Genomic DNA, 24,907 nt, shown 5'->3' on the forward strand with positions numbered 1-24,907 from the left:
CTCAGCGGCGCAGGTTGTCCACCTGCGCGCGCGCGCCGTCGCGGCGGGCGGCGTCGGCGATCTCGTTGCTGACCACGGTCTGCCCGATCGGCGCCAGCGCAATGCCGGCCAGCTTCAGGTGCTGGATCGCAAACGGGATGCCGATGATGGTGACGAAGTTGGCCACCGCCGCCATGACATGGCCGATGGCCAGCCACAAGCCGGCAAAGACAAACCACAGTACGTTGCCCACCAGACCCAGCGCACCGGTGCCGACATCGTCGCGTCCGGTCAGTTCGCGCCGGCTGATGGCCTGCTTGCCGAACGGAAAGAAGGTGAAGCCGCCGATCACGAAGCAGGCCTTGCCCCAGGGTATGCCGAGGATCGAGATAAAGGCCAGCAGGCCCGCCAGCCACCAGGCCAGGCCCATCACCACGCCGCCAAGGATGAACCAGAGGAAGTTGCCGATCGCGCGCATGCTGTCGTTTCACCAGTGAGGGGAGGAACGCGCATGATACGCAATGGCGTGCAGCCGGCATGGCGGCGAGACGCACCGCGGCGCCAGGCGTACCCGTTTCTGCGTGCCGCGACAGGTCCTGGCAAGAACACGCGCCGGCGCCTGCGGCCCGCGCGATAAAGCCCTATTTCCTGCACATCGAGCGCTTCCCGGTGCCTCGCAGCGCTGGCTTGCGCACGCAGAGCGTACCCGTTTCTGCGTATCCATCGAGGGGGATGTCGCCGTTGGCAAGCGGCACTGCGGACGGCATTTGCGCGCCTGCTTCCGTCCATTGCAGCACGAGCCCGGCCGCAGTCTTTGCCGACCTCGGCTAAACCCGAAACACCACCCTGACCCGCAATCCGGGCCCCGCATCCTCCAGCACCACCCGCGCCCCGTGCGACTGCGCGATCTCGGCGACGATGGCGAGGCCCAGCCCGCTGCCGCCGGTCGGTGCATCGGCCACGCGGTAGAAGCGGTCGAACACGCGCGCACGCTCTTCGGCGGGGATGCCCGGGCCGTTGTCGCTGACCACCAGTTCCACGCCGCGCCCGTCGGCGCCGCGCCGCACCGCCACGTCGATGCGCCCGCCCGCGGGGATGTATGCGAGCGCGTTGTCCAGCAGGTTGGTAAGCAGGATGCGCAAGGCATCGGCGTCGCCGCGTACCACCGCGGGCGCGGCGTCGGCGCTGCCGTCCAGTCCCAGGTCGATGTCTCGATCGAGCGCGGCTTGCGCCATTTCGGCGACCACGGCCGCGGCCAGCTGATGCAGTTCCACCGGTTCGTGCGGGGGCACTGCCGCGCCGGGTTCCTGCCGCGCCAGCGTCAGCAGCTGGGTGACGAGGTGGGTCAGCCGCTCCAGCCCCTGGCGCAGCTTGCCGATGGCTTCGTCGCGCGCGGCGCCCTCGTCGGCCCGCTCGACCAGTTGTGCCTGCAGCTGCAGTGCCGTCAGCGGCGTGCGCAGCGCGTGCGCGGCGTCGGCGACGAAGGCGCGCTGGGTGTCGATGGCATGCGAGAGCCGCGCCAGCAGCTGGTTCAGCGCCGCGCTCAGCGGCGCGATTTCGTCGGGCATCGGGCGCACCGCCAGCGGCGCCAGCGTGTTGGCATCGCGTGCGCGCACCTCCGTGGCGATCTCGCGCAGCGGCCGCAGGCCGCGGCCCACCGCCATCCACACCAGCCAGGCCAGCAGCGGCAGCAACAGCAGCAGCGGCGCCACGGTGCGCAGCGCCATGCGCGCGGCCAGCGCGCGGCGCGCGCTCATGGGCTGCGCGATCTGTACCACGGCGGGCCCCAGCTGCATGCTGTACAGGCGCCATTCGCCCTGCTGCGTGGTGACGTTGGAAAAGCCCAGCTCGGCGCGCGCGGGCAGTGCCGGGTGCGAATGCGACAAATACAGGCTGCGCCCGGAGCCGTCCCAGATATGGATCACCACGTCCTCGTCGGCATGGGCCAGGTCGCCGGGCGCGCCGACGAAGGGCGGCGCCACCGGGTTGGCGAACTGGCTCGGCAGCGCCGCCGCCATCTGCTTCATCTGGTAGTCGAACAGCGCGTTGGCCTCCTGCCGCGCCTGCCCGTAGATCAGCGCGGTGGCGATGGCGATGCCGGCCACCAGCCCGGCTGCCAGCCAACCGAGCAGCGTTCGCTGGATCGAGCGCATCAGCCGCCCTCCCCCTCGCCGTCCGCCGCCGCGTCGCTATCCAGGCGCGGCACCACATAACCCACGCCGCGGATATTGCGGATCAGCGCCGCGCCGAACTTCTTGCGCAGCGCGTGGATGTAGACCTCGACGGTATTGCTGCCGACCTCGTCGTCCCAGCCATAGAGCCGCTCCTGCAGCTGCGGCACCGACCACACCTTGCCCGGGCGCGCCATCAGCGCCGACAGCAGCGCGAACTCGCGCGCCGACAGCCGCACCGGTTCGCCGCGGCAGCTGGCTTCGCGCGTGGCGGGATTGAGCACGATGTCGCCATAGCTGACCAGCGGTTCCGCGCGCCCGGCGGCGCGGCGTGCCAGCGCATGCATGCGCGCGGCCAGCTCCTGCAGGTCGAAGGGCTTGACCAGGTAATCATCGGCGCCGGCATTGAGCCCGGCGACACGGTCGGCAACGGCGTCGCGCGCGGTCAGGACCAGCACCGGCGTGGGCACGCCGCGCGCCCGCAGCGCGCGCAGCACCTCCAGGCCGGGGCGGCGCGGCAGCCCCAGGTCGAGCAGGATCAGGTCGTAGCAGGCCTGGCCGTCGGCCGCGGTGCTGGCTGCGGCCAGGCCCGCCTCGCCGTCGCGCACCCAATCGATTGCAAAGCCTTCCTGGCGCAGCGCCAGCTTGACGCTCTCGCCGATCATGGCGTCGTCTTCGACCAGCAGCACGCGCATGGCTAACCGTTCCCGGCCGTGTCGCCGAGGCGTTCGGCCAGCGCTTGCGCCAGCCCGGCCAACGCCGGATGGCTGGCGGTAATGACATGGACCGGCACCGCCTCGAGCCAGCCGCGCATGCGGCCCTTGGCGACAAAGCGCTCGGCGAACACCGAGGCCTGCAGCGCCGGCACGAAGCGCGGCAGGATGCCGCCGCCCAGGTAGACCCCGCCGCGCGCGCCGATCACCAGCGCGACATCGGCCGCGACCGAGCCCAGCAGCCCGAAGAACACCGCCATGGCACGCTGGCACAGCGGGTCGTTGCGCTCGAAGGCGCCCGCGGTGACCTGCGCCGGCTGCAGTGGCGCCAGCAAAAGCGTACCCATTTCTGCGGCCAGCGCGGCATGGATATGCGACAGGCCGCTGCCGCTCAGCAGCCGCTCGGCCGAGACCCGGCCGACCTTGCGATGGGCCGCGCGCCACGCGATCCATTCATCGTCGGTGGCGGGCATCAGCTCGATATGGCCGCCTTCGCCGGCCAGCGCCACGGCTTGCCCCCCCGGCGCCGGCACCAGTCCGGAAACGCCCAGCCCGGTGCCGGGCCCGACCAGCGCCAGCGGCGCGGTGCGCACCGCAGTGCCGGCGCGCACCTGCGCCAGGCCGTCGGCGGCCAGGTGCGGCAGCGCCAGCGCCAGCGCGGTGAAGTCGTTGATGGCCACCAGTGTCCGCAGCCCCAGCGCGCGCCGCATGCCGTCGATCGAGAAGGTCCAGTTGTGGTTGGTCAGCCGGACCTGGTCGCCGGTCACCGGATTGGCCAGGCCGATCGCCGCGTGGCGCGGGAGGGGCTGGCCTGCGCCGGCCAGGCCGTCGAGGTACTGGCGCAGCGCCGCCTCCAGCGACGGGAAATCCGCCACCTTCAGCGCCGTCACCCGGCCGATCCGCATGGGCGCGGTTTCCAGCGCAAAGCGCACGTTGGTGCCGCCTACGTCGCCGAGCAGGCGGGGGAAGTCAGCGGAGAAGGATGCGGTAGTGGCCATGGCAGCGGATCTCGTTGCTCGCGCAAGGATGGGGCAGGTGGGGCGGTCAGGTCCTGAACACGTCAAACCCGTGCCGGTGCCGCGACAGCACCAGGCTCACCGGCAATGACGGCGTGGGGCCCTGCAGCGCGCGCTCCAGCACCGCCGCCTTGGCCGCGCCGGAGACGGACAGGAACACGCGCTCGGCGGCCAGCAGCGCGGCCAGGTTCAGCGTGATGCGCGCATGCGGCGCCACCGATGGATGGGTGATAACGTAGCCCGGCTGCGGCTCGCTCAACGCGCCCTGCAGTTCGGGCGCATCCGGGAACAGCGAGGCGGTGTGGCCGTCCTCGCCCATGCCCAGCACCACCACGTCGGGCTGGCGGAACGCGGCATTGGCGCGCGCCACCGCCTGCGCGGGCGCGGCGGCGTCCTGTGCGTCGGCAATCAGCGGCACGAAGGCGGCGCTGGCCGCGGCCTCGCGCAGCAGGTGGGCACGCACCAGCGCGGCGTTGCTGTCGGCGTGCTCGGGCGGCACCACGCGTTCGTCGACCAGCGTGATGGTGACGGCGTCCCAGCGCACGTGCCGGTGGCGCAGGCGCTCGAACATGGCCACCGGCGAGCGTCCGCCCGAAACCGCCAGCACCGCCCAGCCCTTGACACGCACGGCGAGCTCCAGCGCATTGCCGATCGAGATCGCCAGGGCCTCGGCCTGGTCCATCGGCGTGGGATGTTCAAACAGGCGCATGGCGGCTTCCTTTGCAGTGGTGCGAGCCGATGGCTCAGGCTTCCTCGTGCCACAGTCCGCCGTCGCGCGACATCAGCGCCGACGACGCCGCCGGCCCCCAGGTGCCGGCGGTATAGGGCTTGGGCGGGACCGTGCTGGCTTCCCAGGTATCGATGATCGGCTCGACCCAGCGCCACGCCTGCACCTGCTCGTCGCGGCGCACGAACAGGCCCAGGCGGCCGCGGATCACGTCCAGCAGCAATCGCTCATAGGCGCCGGCGCGGCGCACCTTGAACGAGTTGGCGAAGTCCAGGTCGAGCGAGGTAGGCGTCAGTTCGAGCGTATCGCCGGGCTGCTTGACCAGGCAGTACAGGCGGATGCTTTCCTCGGGCTGCAGCTGGATCACCAGCCGGTTCTGCGGCGATTGCGTCAGCGGCCGCGGGAAGATCGCATGCGGCACGTCGCGGAAGTGGATCACGATCTCGGCCACGCGCGACTGCATGCGCTTGCCGGTGCGCAGGTAGAACGGCACGCCTTCCCAGCGCCAGTTGGCGATCTCGGCCTTGATCGCGACAAAGGTCTCGGTACGGCTGTCTGCCGCGATGCCCTCTTCCTCCAGGTAGCCAGGCACCGGCTTGCCGCCGATCGCGCCGGAGCGGTACTGGCCGCGCACGGTCTTCTCGGCCACGTCCTGCGGCGTGATCGGCCTGAGCGCCTTCAGGATCTTGATCTTCTCGTCGCGGATGGCGTCTTCGCTGAGGCTGGCCGGCGGCTCCATCGCCACCATGCACAGCAGTTGCAGCAGGTGGTTCTGCACCATGTCGCGCAGCGCGCCGGTGCGGTCGTAGAAATCGCCGCGCGTTTCCACGCCCAGTTCTTCCGCGATGGTGATCTGCACGTCCTGCACCCACTCGCGGCGCCACAGCGGCTCGAACAGCGCGTTGCCGAAGCGGATCGCCATCAGGTTCTGCACCGACTCCTTGCCCAGGTAATGGTCGATGCGGTAGATCTGCTCTTCGGCAAAGAACTTCGCCACCGCCGAGTTGATCGCCTCGTTCGATTCCAGGTCATGGCCCAGCGGCTTTTCCAGCACGATGCGCACGTTGGGCGCGTGGCGCGTATTCAGGCCGGTGCGCGCCAGCTGCTCGCAGATCGACACGAACAGGTGCGGCGCGGTGGCGAGATAGCACACCACCACCTCGGGCTTGCGCGACAGCAACTGTTCGGCCAGCGCATCGAAGTGCGCCGGCACGCGTGCATCGGCCTGCACGTAGACGATGCGTGCGCAGAACCTGTCCCATGACTCGGGCGGCGCATGCGCCAGCGCGGGACGCACGGTCTGTTCCAGCGAGGCGATGTAGTCCGCGCTCGACATCGGCTGGCTGCCGGTGGCGAGGATGCGCGCGGCCGGATGCAGCAGCCCCGCGTGGTGCGCATCGAACAGGGACGGCAGCAGCTTGCGCCGCGCCAGGTCGCCGGTGCCGCCGAACAGCACCATGTCGAAATCAGGCATGCTCACCCTGCGCTCCTTGAGGATTCGAGTTGTCGCGGCCGGCGCGCGATGGCCGGCCGGGTTGCGGCCAGTTTACGTGAGTCGCTACGGCTTGGCGAGGCAAGCGTACCCATTTCTGCGTGGCTGGCGTTGGCCGCGGGGGGCCACCAACCGCCCTGCGCCGTGCAGGGCCCGGCAAAGTGCGCTAGGCTGAAAGCTCCCCCGCAGGAGAACCCCATGCCACGTCATCCAGTGCTCGAGCGGGTCACCGCCCGCATCGTCTCCCGCAGCAGCGCCTCGCGCCAGGCGTATCTCGACCGCACCCGCGCCATGGCCGGGCACAAGGTCGAACGCGCGCAGCTTTCCTGTACCAACCTCGCCCACGCGGTGGCCGCCATGCCGGACGCCGCCAAGATCCGGCTCAAGGCCGACGAGCGGCCCAACCTGGCGATCGTCTCGGCCTACAACGACATGCTGTCGGCTCACCAGCCGCTGGCGGCGTTCCCGCAATGGCTCAAGGAAGCCGCGCTCGAAGCCGGCGCCACCGCGCAGTTTGCCGGCGGCACGCCGGCGATGTGCGACGGCGTCACGCAGGGCCAGGACGGCATGGACCTGTCGCTGTTCTCGCGCGACGTGATCGCGCTGGCCACGGCGGTGGCGCTGTCGCACCAGATGTTCGATGGCGCGCTGTACCTCGGCGTGTGCGACAAGATCGTGCCCGGCCTGGTGATGGGCGCGCTGTCCTTCGGCCACCTGCCCGCGGTATTCGTGCCGGGCGGGCCGATGACCACCGGCATCAGCAACGACGAGAAGGCACATACGCGGCAGCTCTATGCCGAAGGCAAGATCGGCCGCAAGGAGCTGCTCGAAGCCGAGACCCGCTCCTACCATGGCCCGGGCACCTGCACCTTCTACGGCACCGCCAACTCCAACCAGATGCTGATGGAAATGATGGGCCTGCATCTGCCGGGCACGGCCTTCGTCAATCCCAACACGCCGCTGCGCGAAGCGCTCACGCGCGAGGCCGCGCGCCAGGCGCTGAAGCTGGTGCATGGCGGCGAGCGCTATACACCGGTGGCCGAGGTGCTGGACGAGCGCGCCTTCGTCAACGGCATCGTCGGGCTGCTGGCCACCGGCGGCTCGACCAACCATACGCTGCACCTGATCGCGATGGCGCGCGTGGCCGGCATCGTGCTGAGCTGGGACGATTTCGACGAACTGTCGGCGGTGGTGCCGCTGCTGGCGCGCGTCTACCCCAACGGCAAGGCCGACGTGAACCAGTTCCAGGCCGCCGGCGGGCTGGCGGTAGTGATCCGCGGCCTGCTCGCACTCCGATTGCTGCATGACGACGTCACCACCATCGTCGGCCAGGGCCTGCAGGACTACACGCGCGAGCCGGTTCTGCGCGACGGCCAGCTGACGTGGATCGACGGCCCGGCCGCGCCGCTCGATGACAGCATCGTGCGCGCCGCCGACGCGCCCTTTGCCCCGGACGGCGGCATCAAGCTGCTCGACGGCAGGCTCGGCCGCGCGGTGATCAAGACCTCCGCGGTCAAGCCCGAGCACCAGGTGGTGCAGGCGCCGGCGATCGTGTTCGAGCATCAGGACGATGTGCTGCACGCCTTCAAGCGCGGCGAACTGGAGCGCGACTTCGTTGCGGTGCTGCCATGGCAGGGCCCGGCCTCGTGCGGCATGCCGGAGCTGCACAAGCTCACGCCCACGCTGACGGTGCTGCAGGATCGCGGCTTCCATGTGGCGCTGGTGACCGACGGACGCATGTCGGGCGCATCGGGCAAGGTCCCGGCCGCGATCCACGTCTGTCCCGAAGCGCTGCGCGGCGGCGCGATCGCGCGCGTGCGCAGCGGCGACATGATGCGCGTGGACGCGACCGCGGGCACGCTCGAGGTGCTGGTGGCCGACGACGAATGGCAGGCGCGCACGCCGGCGCGCCCCGACCTGAGCGCCAATCGCCATGGCGTCGGCCGCGACCTGTTCGCGACCTTCCGCCGCCAGGTCAGCACGGCCGAAAGCGGTGCCTGCACGCTGTTCTCGGACGAGGGCGAAGCGCAGGATGCGCGCGCCTAGCCCGGTTGCCGCGCCGGCTGGCGCGACGGCTGGTGTGACGACGCCGCGCCCGGCCGCGGCGCTGCCGACGGCGCGCTGTCGGCCACCTTGACCACGCCCGGCACGGACGACGCACCCGGCACGTGCAGCTCCTGGATCGGCACCGCGAGCTTGCTGCCGGCTTGCTCCAGCACCTGCTTGATGCGCTCATAGAAGGCGAAGCGCACGTTCCAGTAATCGTCGTTCGAGGTCCAGTAGCGCACGTTCAGCGTAATGCCCTGCTGCGTGTAGTTGACCACCATGGTTTCTGCGGCGGGCTCGGCCAGCAGCCGTGGCTCGCGCGCCAGCATCGCGCGCAGCGCTTCCAGGCTGCGCTGCACGTCGCTGTCGAAGGTCACGGTGGCCTCGATGTCGGCGCGCCGCGTCGCGTTCTCGCTGTAGTTGGTGATGGCGCTGCCCCACAGCTTGCCGTTGGGCACGCGCAGGCAGACGCCGTCGAAGGTGGTCAGCTCGGTCATGAAGAGCCCGGTCTCGCGCACGGTGCCGGCCACGCCCTGCGCATCGATGTACTGGCCCACGCGGAACGGGCGCAGCAGCACCAGCATGATGCCGGCGGCAATGTTCTGCAGCGTGCCTTGCAGCGCCAGCCCGATCGCCAGGCCCGCGGCGCCCAGCATGGCGATGATGCTCGCGGTCTGCACGCCGAACTGTGACAGCACCAGCACGATGGTCAGCACGCGCACCATCCACTGCAGCGCGTTGGCCAGCAGCGGGCGCATGGTGGCATCGACATGGGTGCGGCCCAGCGCGGCGCGCGCCGTGGTGCCGACGCGGCCCGACAGCCACCAGCCGATCATCAGGATCAGGATGGCCGCCAGGCAGTTCATGCCCTGGTTGATGGCGAAGCGGACCAGGTAGGACCAGCCCGCCTCAAGCTGGTTGGCATCGATGAAGTTGAGATCCATGGGAGCGGCTCCGTTTGCGGTTGTTGTTTGTCGACGGTGCTGGCCTGGGACGGCGATGCGTACCCGTTTCTGCGTGCCGCGGCGGCTGGCGGAGCGACCTTCGACGGAAGTTCAAGACTGACAAATCGATGCGCATTAGAGGCAGGATGTCAGACGATCACCGACAAAGCCGGAATCACGGCACATAGAAGGGGACCAGCGCAGCGGCAGGGGGTTCCCGCGATCTGGCGCAAGATCCAAGGGGCGTGGGCGCCAGCCATTGCGCCGCAACGGCTGGCGCCGGAGCGCCCGGAACCGCGTGCGAGCTACACGCCCGCGCGCCAGGCGCCGGGTGTCACGCCGAACGCGGCCTGGAAACGGCGGTTCAGGTGGCTGGCCGAGGCAAAGCCGGCGCGGGCGGCGACTTCACGCAGCGGCCGGCGCGGATCGGCCAGCAGCCGTTGCGCCCGCTCCAGGCGGGTCTGCAGCACCCAGGCATGCGGCGGCATGCCGAACGACACCCGGAACATGCGCGCGAAGTGGAATTCCGACAGCCCCACCAGCGCCGCCAGTTCGCCCAGCGTCGGGTTGCTTTCGGGATGGCCTTCGATCCAGTCGCGCACGGCGCGCCGCGCCCGCGCGGACAAGCCGCCGCGCCCGTCGGTCGGGGCGGCGCGGCCGGCGTGGGTCAGCACCAGGTGGCTGACCGCCTCGTGCGCCAGCGCATTGCCGGCCATGCGCGCCTCGGGCAACAGCCAGTCGAGCGCGGCAAGCCGCTGGCTCAGGGCATGCAGGCACGGATCGTCGGCAAAGGTGAGGTCGCGCAAGACCACCGAGCGCGGTTCGCGGTCGAGCAGACGCACGCAGTGCCAGGCCAGGGTTTCCGGGCGGAAGTACAGATGCAGGAAGCGCTGCGGGCCGCCGACATGCCAGCGCGACTCATGATCGGCCGGCAACAGGCACAGCCTGCCCGGCGCGCCCCTGTTGGCCGGCTGGTCACGCCGGTAGGTGGCGTGGCCACCCTGCAGGTAGACCGACATGGTGTGGTGGCCGGGCCGGGCATAGCCGGTGCTGTCGTTCCGGTTGCGCCACAGCGCCACGCCCAGGCCATCGCCCAGCGCGGCGGCGCGCTCCAGCGAGGCGCGCGAGCCGCTGAGCGCGGCGAACACCGCGTGGCGCTGGAGCGGATCGGTCGGCAAGGTCATGGGACGCAGGGCGTAGTGGGATGCGGGTGGGGATGCGGGTGGGATGCGGGCGGGGATGGGCGGCACGACTTTCAGCGACGAAAGTTGGCGCGCGAGGCATCACTATACCCCCATCACCGCTGCCGCCGCGCACGCAGAAACGGGTACGCTCCAGCCATCGCCATGCCGGCCTGCGCGCGCCATGCGGCCGGCTCACGCCGGTTCACGCGGGCTGTTCGTGCAGCTTGTCGCGCGCCGCCAGCGCCGGGAACAAGCGCATCCACACCGCCACCACCAGCAGCGTGCCGACACCGCCCAGGATCACCGCCCCCACCGGGCCGAACAGCGCGGCGGTGACGCCCGATTCGAACTCGCCCAGCTGGTTGGAGGCGCCGATAAACACCGAATTGACGGCGCCGACGCGTCCGCGCATGTCGTCGGGCGTGTCCAGCTGGACCAGCGTGGAACGCACCACCACGCTGATCATGTCGGAAGCGCCCAGCACCACCAGCGCCGCCATCGAGAGCGGCAGCCAGGTCGAGACCCCGAACACCATCGTGGCGACGCCGAACACCGCCACCGCGGCGAACATCACGCGCCCGGCGCGCCGGTTCAGCGGATGGCGCGCCAGCCACAGCGCCATTGCCAGCGCGCCGATGGCCGGGGACGAACGCAGCAGCCCCAGGCCCCACGGTCCGGTATGCAGGATGTCGCGCGCGTAGATCGGCAACAGCGCCGCGGCGCCGCCCAGCAGCACCGCGACCATGTCCAGCGAAATCGCGCCCAGCAGCACCGGGCGGCTGCGGATATAGGCGAAACCGGCAAAGACGGTGCGCACGCTGACCGGCGCGGTCAGCCGCTGCGCCGCCTGGCGCAGGGTGATGCCGCCCACCAGCACCGCGGCGATGGCAAACAGCGTCGCGCTCAGCGTGTACACCACTCCCGGGCCGGCCACATAGGCGAAGCCGCCGATGGCCGGGCCGATGATGATGGCGGCCTGCCCCGCCGAACTGGCCAGCGCGACCGCGCGCGGCAACTGGCGCGGCGTGACCACGCTGGGCAGCAACGCCTGCAGCGTCGGGTTCTCGAACGCGCGCGTGGCGCCGATCAGCGCGACGAAGACAAAGATGTGATGGCTGTCGATCCAGCCGCCCAGGCTGGCGGCGGCCATGCTGGCGGCCAGCAGCGCCTCGAGCGCCTGGCAGGTGCGCACGATGCGGCGCCGGTCGAAGCGGTCCGCCACATGGCCGGACATCAGGATCAGCGCCACCGACGGCAGGAACTGCACCAGCCCGACCATGCCCAGCATCAGCGGGTCGCGCGTCAGGTCGTACATCTGCCAGCCCACCGCCACGGTAAAGATCTGATAGCCGATGGTGGTGCAGAGCCGCGCGAACCAGTAGTGGCGAAAAACGGCATCACGGAAAACGCTGTCCGGCTCGGCGGCCGGAACGATGGCAGGGGAAGACATGGATGGGGCAGGCAGAGAGCGGGCTCGCGCAGAGGGTAGCGGGCTCGCCACGCGCAAAGGGCAGATTCTAAAGCGTGCGCTTCATCGCTGCATGCAAATGCCCACGCCTGCACACCGGATATCCAAAATGTGCGGAATGAAGCGCCAATGTTGCCTCTTTGTCAGCACAATGATGCAGAGACGCGACACGCACCCGCCGCGCGACACCGGCTTCTCGCCTTTGAGAATCACTCGCATTTATAATCGCCGCCCATTGGTGCGACCGTCCGGACCACCGCTTCCGGCGCAGCGGGACGCGCCGCTCTCCCAGGAACCTCACCTTGCAGCCCGCTTTCCGCCTGACCGGGGGTGCCATCGGCGCCGCCCTGCTGTTTGCCCAGCTTGCCGCCATGCCGGCCCACGCCGCCGAACCGGCTTCCGCCACGCCTGCCGCCGCCCCTGCCCCCGCCAATGCCGAAGCCACGCTGAACACGGTCACCGTGGTTGGCAACTGGCTGGAAAACGCCAACGAGGCCAAGGTGCTGGAGCATCCGGGCGCGCGTACCATCGTCGACCGCGAGACCTTCGCCGAAGCCGGCGCCAACAATGTGCGGGAAGTGCTGCGCCGCATTCCGGGCGTGCAGGTGCAGGAGAACAACGGCACCGGCGGCAGCGATGTCTCGCTGAACGTGGGCGTGCGCGGGCTGGCCTCGCGGCTGTCGCCGCGCTCGACCATCCTGATGGATGGGGTCCCGCTGGCGGTGGCGCCCTACGGCCAGCCGCAGTTGTCGATGGCGCCGCTGTCGCTGGGCAACCTCGAGACCATCGACGTGGTGCGCGGCGCCGGCTCGGTGCGCTACGGCCCGCAGAACGTCGGCGGCATCATCAACTTCGTGACGCGCCCGATCCCGATGACCTTCGCCGCCGATGCCTCGCTCTCGACCGACATCTACAGCCACACCGGCAACGTCAAGACCAACCCGACCGCGTTCATCGGCGGCACCAGTGAGCAGGGGCTGGGCGGCGCGCTGCTGTACTCGGGCATCCACGGCAACGGCTATCGCGCCAGCAACGACCACGTCAATATCGACGACCTGCTGCTCAAGGGCGCGTACCGGATCTCGAAGACCGACTCGCTGAGCGCCGCGTTCCACTACTACGAAGGCGCGGCCGGCATGCCCGGCGGCCTGACGCCGGCGCAATACGCCGCCGACCCGTTCCAGTCGGTGCGTCCTTACGACAATTTCAGCGGCCGACGCCACGATTTCAGCCTGAAATACAGCCACAACGACGCCGACCGCAAGTTCGAGGTGCTGACGTACTACACCGACAGCTTCCGCGGCAGCAATATCGAGCAGGAAGGCACCGACGCGCAGGCCGGCCGGCGCCGCCTGACCGCGGCCCCGCGCAACTACCACACCTTTGCGATCGAGCCGCGCTACTCGCAGCTGTTCCGCGGCGACAGCATGAGCCACGAGGTCAGCGTCGGCTACCGCTTCCTGCGCGAAGCCAGCGACGAGCAGGCATCGCGCACGGCGTACTACGTGCCGGGTTCGGTCGATGCCACCACCCTGCCCTCGCCGGTCTACCAGTGGCGCACCGGCGGCACCACCGCCAATGCGGTCTATATCGACGACACCATCAACGTCGGCAACTGGACCATCACGCCCGGCCTGCGCTACGAGTTCATCCGCTCGAACGTGACCGACCGCTTTACCAACGTGCGCCGGGAGGTGTCGTCCGACGAGCCGCTGCCGTCGCTGGCGGTGATGTACCACGTCAGCGACCAGTGGAAGCTGTTCGCCAACGCCGGGGTGTCGTTCGGCCCGCTGCAGTATTTCCAGATCGCGCAGACCACCAATGGCCTGACGCCGGAAAAGGCCAAGACCTACGAGATCGGCACGCACTTCAACGCCAATGGCTGGGGCGGCGAACTGACGCTGTTCAACATCGACTTCGACGACGAGCTGCAGCTGCGCGGCGGCACCGGCGGCGCGCCGGATGCATGGACCAACCTGGGCGCCACCACCCACCGCGGCGTGGAATCGTCGCTGCGCTATGACTTCGGCGCGCTCGACAAGGCACTGATGGGCCTGTCCGCCTACGCCACCTACACCTACACCGAAGCCACCTACAACCAGGGCAACTTCGCCGGGCGCGACCTGCCGTTCTATTCGCGCCATGTGGCCACGGTGGGCATGCGCTACGCGCGCAACCGCTGGTCGTTCAATGTTGACGGCTTTGCGCAGTCCAAGCAGCACTCGCCGGGCGACCCGAGCACGTCGACGACGTACCAGACTGCTGAAAGCGCCAATGGCGCGCTGGGCGATATCCCGGGCTATGCGCTGATGAACCTGCGCGTGGGCTATGACTTCGGCAAGGCGGCGCAGAACCTGAAGCTGGCGGTGGGCGTGAAGAACGTGTTCGACAAGCGCTATTTCACGCGCTCGACCGACAACAATGCCGGCAAGTATGTGGGCATGCCGCGGACGTTTTATATCCAGGCGTCGCTGGCGTATTGATCCGGCGGCAAAAGCGCCAGGCAACCCCCCGGACAGCACAACGGCTCGCCATGGCGAGCCGTTGTGCTTGCACGAGCGCGATGATCAGACGATCTCGCGCGTCTCCAGGAACTGCAGCTCCGGGAACCGTTCCTGCGTCAGCCGCAGGTTGACCATGCTCGGCGCCAGGTAGACATGGTCGCCGGCGCCGTCCAGCGCCACGTTATGCCCGGCCTTGGCGATCAGCTTCTCGATCTCCGCCGGCGTGCCCTTGAGCCAGCGCGCGGTGGCGCATTCGTGCGATTCGAAGATGGCGTCGACGCCATACTCATGCTCCAGCCGGTGCGCCACCACGTCGAACTGCAGGATACCCACGGCACCCAGCACCAGGTCGTTGGAGGCCAGCGGGCGGAACATCTGCGTGGCGCCCTCTTCCGCCAGCTGCTGCAGGCCCTTCTGCAGCTGCTTGACCTTGAGCGGGTTGTTCAGGCGCGCGCGGCGGAAGAATTCCGGCGCGAACGACGGGATGCCGGTGAACTTGAGCGGCTCGCCCTCGGTGAAGACATCGCCCAGGCGGATGGTGCCGTGGTTGGGCACGCCGATGATGTCGCCGGCGTAGGCCTCTTCGGTGGTGTTGCGGTCCTGCGCCATGAAGGTGATGGCGTTGTTGATCGCCACGGTCTTGCCCGCCGACACATGCAGCAGCTTCATGCCACGCTCGAAGCGGCCCGAGCACACGCGCACGAAGGCAATGCGGTCGCGGTGGCGCGGATCCATATTGGCCTGGATCTTGAACACGAAACCGGTGAACTTCGGCTCCTGCGGCTCGACCACGCGCGAATCCGTATTGCGCGCCAGCGGCGGCGGCGACAGCTCGCACAGCGCATCCAGCAGCGACTGCACGCCGAAGTTGTTGATGGCCGAGCCGAAGTACACGGGCGTCTGCTTGCCGTTGAGAAAGGCCTCTTTGTCGAAGGTGTGCGAGGCCCCGCGCACCAGCTCGATCTCGATGCGCAGCTCTTCGGCCTGGCTGCCGAGGATGCGGTCCAGTTCCGGATTGTCCAGGCCGTCCAGGATCGCGGAGGTGCCCTTGTCGCCGTGCGGGTCGAACAGCTGCACCTTGTCGTCGATCAGGTGATACACGCCGCGGAAGGCCTTGCCCATGCCGATCGGCCAGGTCATCGGCGCGCACTGGATCTGCAGCACGTCCTCGATTTCATCGAGCAGTTCGATCGGCGAGCGGCCCTCGCGGTCGAGCTTGTTGATGAAGGTCAGGATCGGGGTGTCGCGCAGCCGGCAGACGTTCAGCAGCTTGATCGTCTGCGCTTCCACGCCGTTGACCGAGTCGATCACCATCACCGCCGAGTCCACCGCTGTCAGCGTGCGGTAGGTGTCTTCGGAGAAGTCCTCGTGGCCCGGGGTGTCGAGCAGGTTGACGATGTTCTCCTGCGCCTTGCCGTCCGCGCTGTCGCGGCGGTACGGGAACTGCATCACCGACGACGTCACCGAAATGCCGCGCTGCTTTTCCAGCTCCATCCAGTCCGAGGTGGCATGGCGGTCGGCCTTGCGCGCGCGCACTTCGCCCGCGACCTGGATCGCGCCGCCGAACCACAGCAGCTTTTCGGTCAGGGTGGTCTTGCCCGCGTCGGGGTGGGAGATGATGGCGAAGGTGCGTCGACGCGCAATTTCAGGAACGAGCGAGCTCACGGCAGCGGAATCAGACTGGGAAATATTGGGATGGCCCGGCGGTAGCCGGAACCAGGACCGGCAGCGCCGCGGGCGGCCGCAGGGCTGGGCCCAGCGGGCACGCGAAGGGAATGGGGCGGTATTTTACCGGTTTGGGCGCCGCTACGGGATTTGTGCTGTCCCGGCCCTTCCCTGTCGCGGCGCTGCCTCTATTCGGCCAGCTGGTCCGCAGCCTTGCCGCGCAGGCTGCCGAACTGGAGCGCGTACTGGCGCGTCAGTTCGGCGCCGAAGAAAAAGATCTGTGCCGAGTAATAGACCCACAGCATCAGCGCCACCACCGACCCGGCTGCGCCGTAGGATGAGGCCACCGCGCTGTTGCCCAGGTACAGGCCGATCAGGCGCTTGCCGATCGAGAACAGCAGCGCCGTGATGACCGCGCCCATGGTGACGTCGCGCCAGGCGATGCGCGCATTGGGCAGCATCTTGAAGATCACCGCGAACAGCGCCGTCACCACCGCGAACGAGAACAGCGAGGAGATCGCTTCGGCCACCGGCGCAAACCACGACTGCGTCCACAACTGGCCCCAGATGCGCTCGACCACCGCCAGCGCCGCATTGACGATCAGCGACACCAGCAGCATGAACGCCAGCACCAGCACCAGGCTGAACGACAGCAGGCGCGTGCGCAGCAACTGGCGCCAGCCGGCAGTGTCGGGCACCGGCACGTGCCAGATGTCGTCCAGGCTGCTTTTGAGCTCGGCAAAGGCGCTGGTGGCGCCGACGAACAGGATGCCGGTCGCGATCAGCGCGGCCATGCCGCTGCCGCCGGCGCGGTGCGTCGCGGCCAGAATGCCCTCGATGGCGGCGGCACCCCGGTCGCCGACCAGCCCTTCAAGCTGCGCGAAGATCTCGCCGCGCGCCGCCTCGGCGCCGAAGAACAGGCCGGCGATCGAGATCACCAGCACCAGGATCGGCGCCAGCGAGAACAGCATGTAGAAAGACAGCGCCGCGCCCTTGCTGGCGGCGCGGTGCGCGAACCACGAGGTGATGGCGGCGCCCACGACGCGCAGCGTGCGCGCACCGGTGTGGCGGTCCGGCAGCCAGTGCGGGCGGTGCCGGCGCGGCGGCGGCACGCCTTCGGCGGCAGGCGAGGAGGAAGGTTCGGTTTTGTCAGTCACGGCCTGGTGCTGGCGCGATCCGGCGCGGGGACCGCGGATGGATTGCGCCCGCCCGCGCGGCGGGCGCTGCGTTCATCATACTGCGCATTGCGCCGCTTGCCCAAGGCGGGCCCGGCGCGGCGCCCCGCAGGCGACCTGCTACAGTAAGACCAGGCATACCTGCCGGCGCATCCCTTGCCCGCGCGCCGGCGCAAGGAGGCACCCGTGACCTGCAACCTCCGCGCACGCCTGGCGGCCGTGCTGGCAATCATCGCCGCGCTGGGCTGCGCCGGCTGCGAGCGCAGCCAGCCCGGCCCCAAGCCCATCTCCGGCACCGCATCGGGCGCCATGCCCGCGGCAGCCCCCGCTGCGACACCGTCCGGCCCCGCCAATCCCTCTGGCACCTCGGGCCAACCCCGCTGACGCCGCCCGGGCCGCACTCCATGCCGTACCCGTTTCTGCGTGGACACCCACCGCTGCCCCGGGTCGGCGCGATGCACCGCGGTTACTCCCGTGCATGACTGATATAAGGCCGGTTTCAATCGTGCAACGGGTTGCGAGGCTGTGGCGCACGCCTCGGGCGCACGGCAAAGCGCCGGCCAGCGCCGGCCCGCGGACGCCGGCGCCATGCCTGCGCCGCCACGCCGCTGGCGCAGCGCGTTGCAGTGACGCAACCGATTGGTCCGGCGCCACTGCACAGTGACCGCCAAGCCCTGCGAACCGTCTCGCAAAGCCGCGTGGCACAAGCCTTTGCGGCCCTTGGCACACTTGTCGCTCTGGCTTGACCAAGGTGCACGGTGCATGCCTGCGCCAGTTCCGTACAACCGTCGTAGCGCGCTGGAGATCACCACATGCGTCACCCGCCTTCACGCATGACGGCGCGCCGGCGCGCATACCGCCTGGCCGGCCCACCGCCGTCAGAGATGGACCTGGTGTCGGCGCCGCTGCTGCCCTATCCGCGCGCCCGGGTGCAAGTTGCGCGCAGCGCGCACGGCATGGCTTGCGTGGCGATCCGCAGACTGGCGCAGGCGAGTCCGGCCTGCCGCCGCCACGCGGGCAAGCGGCGCGCATGACGGACTGACATAACAAGCGGGCACGAGAGCCAGCGTGACCGCGCCGATTAGTGTTCCGTCCCCCGGCGGACACTTTTTTTCCACAGGGAGATGCCGACCATGAAAGCTGCAATGCTCGCCACGGCGCTGGCGATCGGCTCGGGCAGCGCGGCGGCGGCCAGCTACGCGTGGTTCGACCGTCCGGACGCGAACGACCCGAACAGTCACGCCGCGGTCAGTCATGATGTCTATGTGCGCGGCTTCGGCTGGGCCTGGGGAGAACTGCGGCTGGATCCGGACACGACGGGCGGTGAAGCGCTGGCGCCGCCCACGCGGCACGCACGCGACGGCGAGCGCCGCCGCGACCTCGTGCCGTGGCCTTCGCAGGATGGCTGCGAGCCGCCGCGGCGGGCGCGCGGCAAGATCAGCATGAACCTCGCCACCGCGCCCGCGCAGGCCGGCGGCGGGTTCGCGGGCGGGTTCGCGGACGGGAAGTGGGCCCCAAGGCCCCCGCGGGTGGTGCGCTGACGTGCCGGCCGGCACGGGGAAAGGCGGAACCGGCGAGCGGACGTCGCCGGTTCCCCTTTCCCGCTGGCGCCCGACCCGGCGTGGTCCCGGTGGTGGTACCGGGCATGCCGGTGACCGGGACGCGTGACTGACGCTGCTGCCCTTATTCGCCCGCCGAGGCCTGGCTCTCCACACGGATATTGTGCTTGTGCATGAGCCGGTACAGGGTCACGCGTGACACGTTGAGCTCGCGCGCGGCCGGCACCACGTGAAAGCCGTGGCTGGCCATCACGGTGCGGATCGCTTCGCGCTCGGCCTCTTCGCGGATCGCATCGAGGGTCTTGCGCGGCAGTTCGGCGCCGTTGTGCAGCTGCAGGTCTTCGGCGGTGATCTTGCGGTTGTCGGTCATCACGATGGCGCGGCGCACGCGGTTGATCAGTTCGCGCACATTGCCCGGCCAGGCGTATTGCATCATTGCCTGCGTTGCGCACGCGGAGAACCCGCGGATGCGCCGGTGTGCCTCGTGGCCGTGCTGGGCCAGCACCGCATTGGCCAGCAGCAGGATGTCCTCGCCGCGCTCGCGCAGCGCCGGGATGGACAGCGTCAGCACGCACAGCCGGTGGAACAGGTCCGAACGGAAGCGCCCGTCGGCCTGCGCCGCGACCAGGTCGACGTGCGTGGCCGAGATGATGCGCAGGTTCAGCGGGATCGACTGGTGGCCGCCCAGCCGCGTGATCGTGCCCTGCTGCAGGAAGCGCAGCAGCGCCACCTGGCTTTCCAGCGGCAGGTCGCCGATTTCGTCGAGAAACAGCGTGCCGCCCTCGGCCTGTTCGATCCAGCCGATCTTGCGCTGGTTGGCCCCGGTAAACGCGCCCTTTTCATAGCCGAACAGCTCTGACTGCACCAGGTGCGAGGGAATGGCGCCGCAGTTGATGGCAATGAACGGGCCCTTGCGCCGGCTCGAGGCATCGTGGATCGCCTGCGCCGCCAGCTCCTTGCCGGTGCCGGATTCGCCCGAGATAAACACCGGCGCTTCATTGTGCGCGACCTTGGCGAGCGAGCGGAACATCGCTCGCATCGCCACGCATTCGCCGATCATGGTGCCGCGCGACGCGCTTTCCTGCGGACGGGTGCCGTGCAGCGACGCCATGCCGCGCGCATGCCGCAGCGTGTACAGCAGCTCCGGCATCGAGAACGGCAGACGCACGTAGTCGGTGCAATAGTCGCGGATCATCCGCCGTACGCGCTCGTCCGCCAGCATCGCATCGGAGGTAATCGCCACCCACGTGATATGCAGGTACTGCAGCGCCTGTTCCAACTGTGCGAACTCGGCCTCGCTGTAGTCGGACTGCAGGTCGATCACGCCGGCCGTGGGCGGGCAGGCGCGCACCGCGCGCTCGGCGTCGCGAACCTGCGCGACGCGGCGGATTTCCCATTCCGTGCCGATCACGGCAGGGTCAAAACCAAAATCTTCATGACGCGACACGACCACGAGCTGTGCAGTGCGTGACGCCTTGCACAGTCGGTCCATCACGATCTCCCGGACGTTAGGCTTGTTCTTGGTGCCGGCACCCGTGGCCGCCGCAGCGGCGCGCGTCCGTGGCGGACGGTGGGGCAGAACTGGCTGCGGGCAGGGGCCCGCGGTCGACGTCGGTGTCACGAGCTGGACAGACTGCGGGCGGATTCGTCAGGCGCGGCGAGGTAATCCGTGCCCGGCTGGAGTTGCTCGCGGAGACGCCGCCGTACGGCCTCCTTCTCGCGCATCAATTCCACGCGCGGCGCCTGGGGCGACTGGCCGGAGTATTGGTAGTAGAGCGCCTTGTAGGTCAGCTGGCTCAGGATCCATTCCTGCAGCAGCGTGCGCTGGCGCGCCAGTTCCCCTTCGAGCAGCCGATGGCGGCGCAGCAGGTTGGACACCGCCGCACGGGCGCTGTCGCTGAGTTCGCTGTCTTCGGCAAGCAGCGCGGCAACATCCGCGGTGGCCGCCTCGCTCACGGCCCGTTTGGCGGGCACTTCGCCTGCGGCTTCCCCCACGGCAGCCCAGGCTGGATGCATAGATCGGATGGATCGGTTACTGGACTCCCTGACAGGCCCGATGACGGGTCGCCGGATCTCTCCTGCGGTCATGATTATCCCCGTTGAACAACATCCCCCGGCACTGCACGTCTACGTTTACCACTTTTCGGTTTTGGAATTTTCTTGTCTGCGTGGCGCGCATGTTGTCCGCACGCTCCCGGATTGTGGACGGCGCCGTCATTGATATTGACGGTCTCTGTCGCGAAGGCGCTGCCGTCCTGGCGCATTGCGTCGACGCGCTTCCGCTCGTGGCTCCGGCACCCTGCCGCATACACCGGAGTCAAGAAGGGGCGCTTGCCGCGCCCCTCTTTGCCACGCCTATAGTTCAGTGCATTTGCGGCGGTTTGTCCAGCCCCGTGTGGGTGACTTACAGCCAATCTCATCCATTGGTATGAGCCCTCGCGCACACACGCGAGAGCGCAGGCAGCGGCACGCCGCAGCGCGCTCGAGCGTGCATTGGCTCGAACATACTACGCAGAAACGGGTACGCTCCGACACCCTACCGCGGCAGGGACACGGCGCCCGCTGCGACCGTGGATCGCTCATGGATAGCCATGTATCGGCAGCCCCGGCCGGCACGCAGAATCGGGTACGCTTCCCCGGCCGCGCAGCATCGGACGCGCGCAGAAACGGGTACGCAACAGCATCGCGCGGACTGCGCTGCGCGCCATCACCGCGATAAAAAGGGCGGCCCTGGGGCCGCCCTGCCAGCGAGACTTGTCCTGAGCCCGCGCGGGCCGGTCAGTGGCCCGGGAGGTAATAGAACTTGAAGATGAACACGGCGGCAATGATCCACACCATCACCGGCACGCTGCGTGCGCGCCCGGTCAGCAGCTTGAGTGCCGCATAGCTGATAAAGCCGAACGCCACGCCGTTGGCGACGGAATAAGTGAAGGGCATGCCCAGCGCCGTCATCACCGCGGGCACCACCTCGGTGACGTCGTTCCAGTCGATTTCCAGCAGTTCGCGCAACATCAGGCAAGACACGTACAGCAGCGCCGGCGCGGTGGCATAGGCGGGCACCGTTCCTGCAAGCGGCGCGATAAACAGTGCCGCGAGAAACAGCACGGCCACCGTCACCGCGGTCAGGCCGGTACGTCCGCCCGCCTGCACGCCCGAGGCGCTTTCGATATACGCGGTGGTGGACGACGTGCCCAGGAACGAGCCCGCCATGATGGCGGTGCTGTCGGCCATCAGCGCCTTGTTGAGACGGTCCATCTTGCCGGCCTTGAGCAGGCCCGCGCGATTGGCCACGCCCATCAGCGTGCCGGTCGCATCGAACAGCTCCACCAGGAAGAACACCAGCACCACGTTGATGATGCCGATCGACAGGGCCGCGGAGATATCGAGCTTGAACAGCGTCGGGCTCAGCGACGGCGGCGCGGAAAAGACACCTTGGAAGGTGTTGCCGGCAAAGGCGAAACTCAGCAGCGTGGTGAGCAGGATCCCGATCAGGATGGCACCCTTCACGCGCAGGTGGTCCAGCGCCACGATCACGAAGAAGCCGACGATCGCGAGCACCGCCGCAGGCTGGTGCAGGTCTCCGAGGGTCACCAGCGTGGCCGGGCTCGCGGTGACGATGCCGGCGTTCTTCAGCGCAACGATGGCCAGGAACAGGCCGATGCCCGCGGTGATCGCCACGCGAATCGAATGCGGGATGCCATTGACGATCATCTCGCGCACGCGGAACAGCGTTACCAGCAGGAACAGGCAGCCGGAGATAAAGACCGCGCCCAGCGCCGCTTCCCACGGGAAGCCCATGCCCTTGACCACGGTGTACGCAAAGTATGCGTTCAGGCCCATGCCGGGCGCCATCGCGATCGGATAGTTGGCGTAGAAGCCCATGATCAGCGTGCCGATCGCCGCGGCCACGCAGGTGGCGACGAACACCGCGTCCTTGGGCATGCCCGCGTCGCCGAGGATCGAGGGATTGACGAAGATGATGTACGCCATCGTCAGGAACGTGGTGATGCCGGCCAGGATCTCGGTACGGACATCGGTATGGTGCTCGCGCAGCCTGAACAGCCGCTCGAGCAGCGACGGCGCGGCGTGGGACGCTGCAGGGGTGGATGTGCCCGGCTTGGAAGCGGGATCCGGCATCGACATAAATGGTCTCCTGTGTCTTATCGTGTCCGCGGCAACTGGAACCCGTGGGCCAGTAGCGCTGCCGATCGGGCCGGGCCTGCGGCTGCGCATGCCCGACCGGCAGGCGTACTCTGTACCGCGCGGCCCGGCGCCGTCACGGCGGGCACGAATAAGCAACATGCAAAAGGCGTGATGATCCCATGATGCGCACGGGGCGGGCCAGTCCCGGCCCGCTCGCGGCTAGCAGGGCCATGGGGCCCTCCCCATCTTGACGCTGGCGGCAATCCCCCGTATAAACGCGGCTAGATTCAAGCGACGAGGCAACAGTTCATTCGTTAGCCACCGTCTGGTACTTCGGTTGTCCATGGTGTCCTTTCCTTGAGTTCCCCGTGTCGGATGACGTGCTCGTCATGCGATCTTTTTTGTCCTTTTTCTGGAAAGCAAATCATGCAAACCGGTATCGTCAAGTGGTTCAACGACGCCAAGGGCTTCGGCTTCATCAAGCCGGACGCAGGTGGTGACGACCTCTTCGCTCACTTCTCGGAAATCCGCGCCGACGGCTTCAAGTCGCTGCAGGAAAACCAGCGCGTGCAGTTCGAAGTCAAGAATGGCCCGAAGGGCCTGCAGGCCGCGAACATCACCCCGCTGTAAGCGTTGACCCGCCCCGGCGCACCTGGTGTGCGCCGCACAGCGTAAAAACCCCGCCACGGCGGGGTTTTTTGTTTTCTGGCGCGGCTTCACGGCGCGACGCAGGTTCCCTGCTCTATTCCTCCTCCCTCCCCGCCCCTTTTTCGTCTCCGCGCGCTCCTCGCCTGAGCGGAAGCCGCTCGTCGCCGCGGCCACCCGACTCGCAGAAACGGGTACGCAATATTGCGCCGCGTGTCGACCTGGCCCTTGGCCGGCGCTCGCAGAATCGGGTACGCATCATCCCCCGGGCTCACCTGGGTTTGGACAAATTGCCACGCAGAAACGGGTACGCATAGGCCCCGCGCCGCGCTCCGCGCCTAGCTCGACAACGCAGAAACGGGTACGCGTCGAAAATTTTTTGCGGCTCGTTAGCGCTCGCGCGGGCCGTGCAGGCTGCGATCTATCCACATCCCTGGCCTGCGACAGCCAGCGCAGAAACGGGTACGCACCATGTTGCGACGCGGAAGCCCTCCTCTTCTGCCTGCTCGTGCCGTACGTGCGCAGAATCGGGTACGGCTTTGGGGCGATCGACCGGCACGCGCGTTCGCAGAATCGGGTACGCATCGACGAAACATCGCCATGAGGCAAGTCGGGGACGACAAGGCTCATCTCGCCAGGATCGCAGAAATGGGTACGCTGCAGCTGAGCGTTATCTCATCACGTATACGTTGAGTGTAAGCACTTGCTTTTAAGCTAATGGCGGTATATAATGGAAACTTGGTGAAAGGTCCGCCGATGCCACGGTCGGAACTGACGCAGAAACGGGTACTCCCCGCGAGCTCGCCTGATCATCCGGGCACGCAGAAACAGGTACGCTCACGGGCGAAATCCGCGCGCCAGGCCCGGTCGCAGAAATGGGTACGCCGCAGAAACAGGTACGCTGCCCAGTCAGCCGCGGCCGATCCAAGGCTGACGCAGAATCGGGTACGCTTTGGCGGAGCTTTTCGCAGAAATGGGTACGCGACCCGGTCCCGCGCGCCAGCTGCGTACGCTGGGACGAACTTGTTTCTGCGTGGATAACCGCCTGTCGCGGCAGTTATCCACCGTTTTCGGCCAGGAACCAGCGCTCCGACACGCCTCACAGGCAACGGCCTCGCAGAATCGGGTACGCTTTGCCGGGTCTTGCCTGTGGAGAAGCCTGTGGGGGACGGCGGTTATCCCCGCAGAATCCGGTTCGCGCCGGCCGCAGATACAGGTTCGGGTGGTCGCAGATACGGGTTCGGCCCTTCGCTGAATCGGGTACGGATGGCCGCAGAATCGGGTTCGCCGGGCGATGATTTCCCCTTACGAATCAACGGGCTTGGCTTCACGTATACGGTTTACAAGTAGTTAACCCGTATCGGTATCGTTTACTGGTAGCTGATGGCTGGCGGACGGTGGACAACCCTGGCGGGTTGCCCACCGTCCGCCACCATGCGACCAGCCATTAGATCCTTCCGGCTGGCAACAACCCCG

At 68.4% G+C, this 24,907-nt stretch carries 20 protein-coding genes; 6 read left to right on the forward strand and 14 right to left on the reverse strand.

Annotated elements, in window-relative coordinates; all coding sequences use genetic code 11:
• Position 1: 1 nt before the first annotated feature.
• From CBM2586_RS29105 to zwf, 6 genes are all read right to left on the reverse strand, one after another.
• Complete coding sequence (locus CBM2586_RS29105) at positions 2-457, reverse strand: YccF domain-containing protein (RefSeq protein WP_115665887.1); 456 nt, start codon at positions 455-457, stop codon at positions 2-4.
• Between the two features lie 349 nt (positions 458-806).
• The gene (locus CBM2586_RS29110; protein WP_115665886.1) at positions 807-2,132 is read right to left on the reverse strand and encodes a sensor histidine kinase; all 1,326 of its coding nucleotides are present in this window, start codon (positions 2,130-2,132) and stop codon (positions 807-809) included.
• Complete coding sequence (locus tag CBM2586_RS29115; RefSeq protein ID WP_115665885.1) at positions 2,132-2,845, reverse strand: response regulator; 714 nt, start codon at positions 2,843-2,845, stop codon at positions 2,132-2,134. The genes CBM2586_RS29110 and CBM2586_RS29115 overlap by 1 nt, the downstream gene beginning before the upstream one ends.
• Before the next feature lie 2 nt (positions 2,846-2,847).
• Positions 2,848-3,861, reverse strand: a complete 1,014-nt coding sequence (gene glk, locus CBM2586_RS29120) for a glucokinase (RefSeq protein WP_115665884.1) — start codon at positions 3,859-3,861, stop codon at positions 2,848-2,850.
• 46 nt (positions 3,862-3,907) lie between these two features.
• Positions 3,908-4,588 carry a 6-phosphogluconolactonase gene (pgl, locus tag CBM2586_RS29125; RefSeq protein WP_115665883.1) on the reverse strand — a complete coding sequence of 227 codons (681 nt, stop codon included), beginning with the start codon at positions 4,586-4,588 and terminating at the stop codon, positions 3,908-3,910.
• A 34-nt stretch (positions 4,589-4,622) separates the two neighbouring features.
• Positions 4,623-6,080 carry a glucose-6-phosphate dehydrogenase gene (gene zwf / locus CBM2586_RS29130; protein ID WP_115665882.1) on the reverse strand — a complete coding sequence of 486 codons (1,458 nt, stop codon included), beginning with the start codon at positions 6,078-6,080 and terminating at the stop codon, positions 4,623-4,625.
• Between the two features lie 216 nt (positions 6,081-6,296).
• On the opposite strand from zwf, the gene edd reads away from it, so the two are divergent.
• The gene (gene edd / locus CBM2586_RS29135) at positions 6,297-8,144 is read left to right on the forward strand and encodes a phosphogluconate dehydratase (protein WP_115691323.1); all 1,848 of its coding nucleotides are present in this window, start codon (positions 6,297-6,299) and stop codon (positions 8,142-8,144) included.
• Here edd and CBM2586_RS29140 read toward each other — a convergent pair.
• From CBM2586_RS29140 to CBM2586_RS29150, 3 genes are all read right to left on the reverse strand, one after another.
• On the reverse strand, positions 8,141-9,088 hold the full coding sequence (locus CBM2586_RS29140; RefSeq protein WP_115665880.1) for a mechanosensitive ion channel family protein: 948 nt from the start codon (positions 9,086-9,088) through the stop codon (positions 8,141-8,143). The genes edd and CBM2586_RS29140 overlap by 4 nt on opposite strands.
• A gap of 305 nt (positions 9,089-9,393) precedes the next feature.
• Positions 9,394-10,272 carry a helix-turn-helix domain-containing protein gene (locus CBM2586_RS29145; protein ID WP_115691325.1) on the reverse strand — a complete coding sequence of 293 codons (879 nt, stop codon included), beginning with the start codon at positions 10,270-10,272 and terminating at the stop codon, positions 9,394-9,396.
• A gap of 202 nt (positions 10,273-10,474) precedes the next feature.
• Positions 10,475-11,722 (reverse strand): MFS transporter, encoded by a 1,248-nt coding sequence (locus CBM2586_RS29150; RefSeq protein WP_115691327.1) that lies wholly within the window; start codon positions 11,720-11,722, stop codon positions 10,475-10,477.
• Between the two features lie 320 nt (positions 11,723-12,042).
• Here CBM2586_RS29150 and CBM2586_RS29155 point away from each other — a divergent pair, with 320 nt between their 5' ends.
• Entirely contained in the window at positions 12,043-14,223 is a 2,181-nt protein-coding gene (locus CBM2586_RS29155) for a TonB-dependent receptor family protein (RefSeq protein ID WP_115691329.1), read from the forward strand.
• 84 nt (positions 14,224-14,307) lie between these two features.
• Here the strand turns inward: CBM2586_RS29155 and CBM2586_RS29160 are convergent, their stop codons facing one another.
• The gene (locus CBM2586_RS29160) at positions 14,308-15,909 is read right to left on the reverse strand and encodes a peptide chain release factor 3 (protein ID WP_115665876.1); all 1,602 of its coding nucleotides are present in this window, start codon (positions 15,907-15,909) and stop codon (positions 14,308-14,310) included.
• Between the two features lie 188 nt (positions 15,910-16,097).
• Positions 16,098-17,066, reverse strand: a complete 969-nt coding sequence (locus CBM2586_RS29165) for a YihY/virulence factor BrkB family protein (protein WP_231942662.1) — start codon at positions 17,064-17,066, stop codon at positions 16,098-16,100.
• Between the two features lie 204 nt (positions 17,067-17,270).
• Between CBM2586_RS29165 and CBM2586_RS29170 the strand changes: the two genes are divergently transcribed.
• The 3 genes from CBM2586_RS29170 (at position 17,271) to CBM2586_RS29180 (ending at position 18,625) form a co-directional block, all read left to right on the forward strand.
• Positions 17,271-17,468 carry a hypothetical protein gene (locus CBM2586_RS29170; protein WP_231942661.1) on the forward strand — a complete coding sequence of 66 codons (198 nt, stop codon included), beginning with the start codon at positions 17,271-17,273 and terminating at the stop codon, positions 17,466-17,468.
• 428 nt (positions 17,469-17,896) lie between these two features.
• Positions 17,897-18,118 carry a hypothetical protein gene (locus CBM2586_RS29175; protein ID WP_231942660.1) on the forward strand — a complete coding sequence of 74 codons (222 nt, stop codon included), beginning with the start codon at positions 17,897-17,899 and terminating at the stop codon, positions 18,116-18,118.
• Positions 18,119-18,217: 99 nt separating this feature from the next.
• Positions 18,218-18,625: a hypothetical protein gene (locus CBM2586_RS29180; protein WP_240987947.1), complete on the forward strand. Its 408-nt coding sequence runs from the start codon at positions 18,218-18,220 to the stop codon at positions 18,623-18,625.
• A gap of 142 nt (positions 18,626-18,767) precedes the next feature.
• On the opposite strand, the gene CBM2586_RS29185 is transcribed toward CBM2586_RS29180, so the two are convergent.
• The 3 genes from CBM2586_RS29185 to CBM2586_RS29195 form a co-directional block, all read right to left on the reverse strand.
• On the reverse strand, positions 18,768-20,135 hold the full coding sequence (locus CBM2586_RS29185; RefSeq protein ID WP_115665872.1) for a sigma-54 dependent transcriptional regulator: 1,368 nt from the start codon (positions 20,133-20,135) through the stop codon (positions 18,768-18,770).
• Positions 20,136-20,260: 125 nt separating this feature from the next.
• Entirely contained in the window at positions 20,261-20,731 is a 471-nt protein-coding gene (locus tag CBM2586_RS29190) for a hypothetical protein (protein WP_115691333.1), read from the reverse strand.
• A 690-nt stretch (positions 20,732-21,421) separates the two neighbouring features.
• On the reverse strand, positions 21,422-22,786 hold the full coding sequence (locus tag CBM2586_RS29195) for an NCS2 family permease (protein ID WP_115665870.1): 1,365 nt from the start codon (positions 22,784-22,786) through the stop codon (positions 21,422-21,424).
• A 426-nt stretch (positions 22,787-23,212) separates the two neighbouring features.
• Here CBM2586_RS29195 and CBM2586_RS29200 point away from each other — a divergent pair, with 426 nt between their 5' ends.
• Positions 23,213-23,416, forward strand: a complete 204-nt coding sequence (locus CBM2586_RS29200; protein ID WP_010811149.1) for a cold-shock protein — start codon at positions 23,213-23,215, stop codon at positions 23,414-23,416.
• Positions 23,417-24,907 lie beyond the last annotated feature (1,491 nt).

The organism is Cupriavidus taiwanensis (genome assembly GCF_900250115.1).
In the GTDB taxonomy this organism is placed as follows: domain Bacteria; phylum Pseudomonadota; class Gammaproteobacteria; order Burkholderiales; family Burkholderiaceae; genus Cupriavidus; species Cupriavidus taiwanensis_B.

What these genes read in the sequence shown, in the direction of transcription:
- CBM2586_RS29145 (WP_115691325.1), bottom strand. Translation starts at nt 10,272, where the DNA reads ATGACCTTGCCGACCGATCCGCTCCAGCGCCACGCGGTGTTCGCCGCG.
- CBM2586_RS29115 (WP_115665885.1), bottom strand. Translation starts at nt 2,845, where the DNA reads ATGCGCGTGCTGCTGGTCGAAGACGACGCCATGATCGGCGAGAGCGTC.
- glk (WP_115665884.1), bottom strand. Translation starts at nt 3,861, where the DNA reads ATGGCCACTACCGCATCCTTCTCCGCTGACTTCCCCCGCCTGCTCGGC.
- CBM2586_RS29175 (WP_231942660.1), top strand. Translation starts at nt 17,897, where the DNA reads ATGCGTCACCCGCCTTCACGCATGACGGCGCGCCGGCGCGCATACCGC.
- pgl (WP_115665883.1), bottom strand. Translation starts at nt 4,588, where the DNA reads ATGCGCCTGTTTGAACATCCCACGCCGATGGACCAGGCCGAGGCCCTG.
- CBM2586_RS29140 (WP_115665880.1), bottom strand. Translation starts at nt 9,088, where the DNA reads ATGGATCTCAACTTCATCGATGCCAACCAGCTTGAGGCGGGCTGGTCC.
- edd (WP_115691323.1), top strand. Translation starts at nt 6,297, where the DNA reads ATGCCACGTCATCCAGTGCTCGAGCGGGTCACCGCCCGCATCGTCTCC.
- zwf (WP_115665882.1), bottom strand. Translation starts at nt 6,080, where the DNA reads ATGCCTGATTTCGACATGGTGCTGTTCGGCGGCACCGGCGACCTGGCG.
- CBM2586_RS29180 (WP_240987947.1), top strand. Translation starts at nt 18,218, where the DNA reads ATGAAAGCTGCAATGCTCGCCACGGCGCTGGCGATCGGCTCGGGCAGC.
- CBM2586_RS29110 (WP_115665886.1), bottom strand. Translation starts at nt 2,132, where the DNA reads ATGCGCTCGATCCAGCGAACGCTGCTCGGTTGGCTGGCAGCCGGGCTG.
- CBM2586_RS29200 (WP_010811149.1), top strand. Translation starts at nt 23,213, where the DNA reads ATGCAAACCGGTATCGTCAAGTGGTTCAACGACGCCAAGGGCTTCGGC.
- CBM2586_RS29185 (WP_115665872.1), bottom strand. Translation starts at nt 20,135, where the DNA reads ATGGACCGACTGTGCAAGGCGTCACGCACTGCACAGCTCGTGGTCGTG.
- CBM2586_RS29195 (WP_115665870.1), bottom strand. Translation starts at nt 22,786, where the DNA reads ATGTCGATGCCGGATCCCGCTTCCAAGCCGGGCACATCCACCCCTGCA.
- CBM2586_RS29190 (WP_115691333.1), bottom strand. Translation starts at nt 20,731, where the DNA reads ATGACCGCAGGAGAGATCCGGCGACCCGTCATCGGGCCTGTCAGGGAG.
- CBM2586_RS29105 (WP_115665887.1), bottom strand. Translation starts at nt 457, where the DNA reads ATGCGCGCGATCGGCAACTTCCTCTGGTTCATCCTTGGCGGCGTGGTG.
- CBM2586_RS29150 (WP_115691327.1), bottom strand. Translation starts at nt 11,722, where the DNA reads ATGTCTTCCCCTGCCATCGTTCCGGCCGCCGAGCCGGACAGCGTTTTC.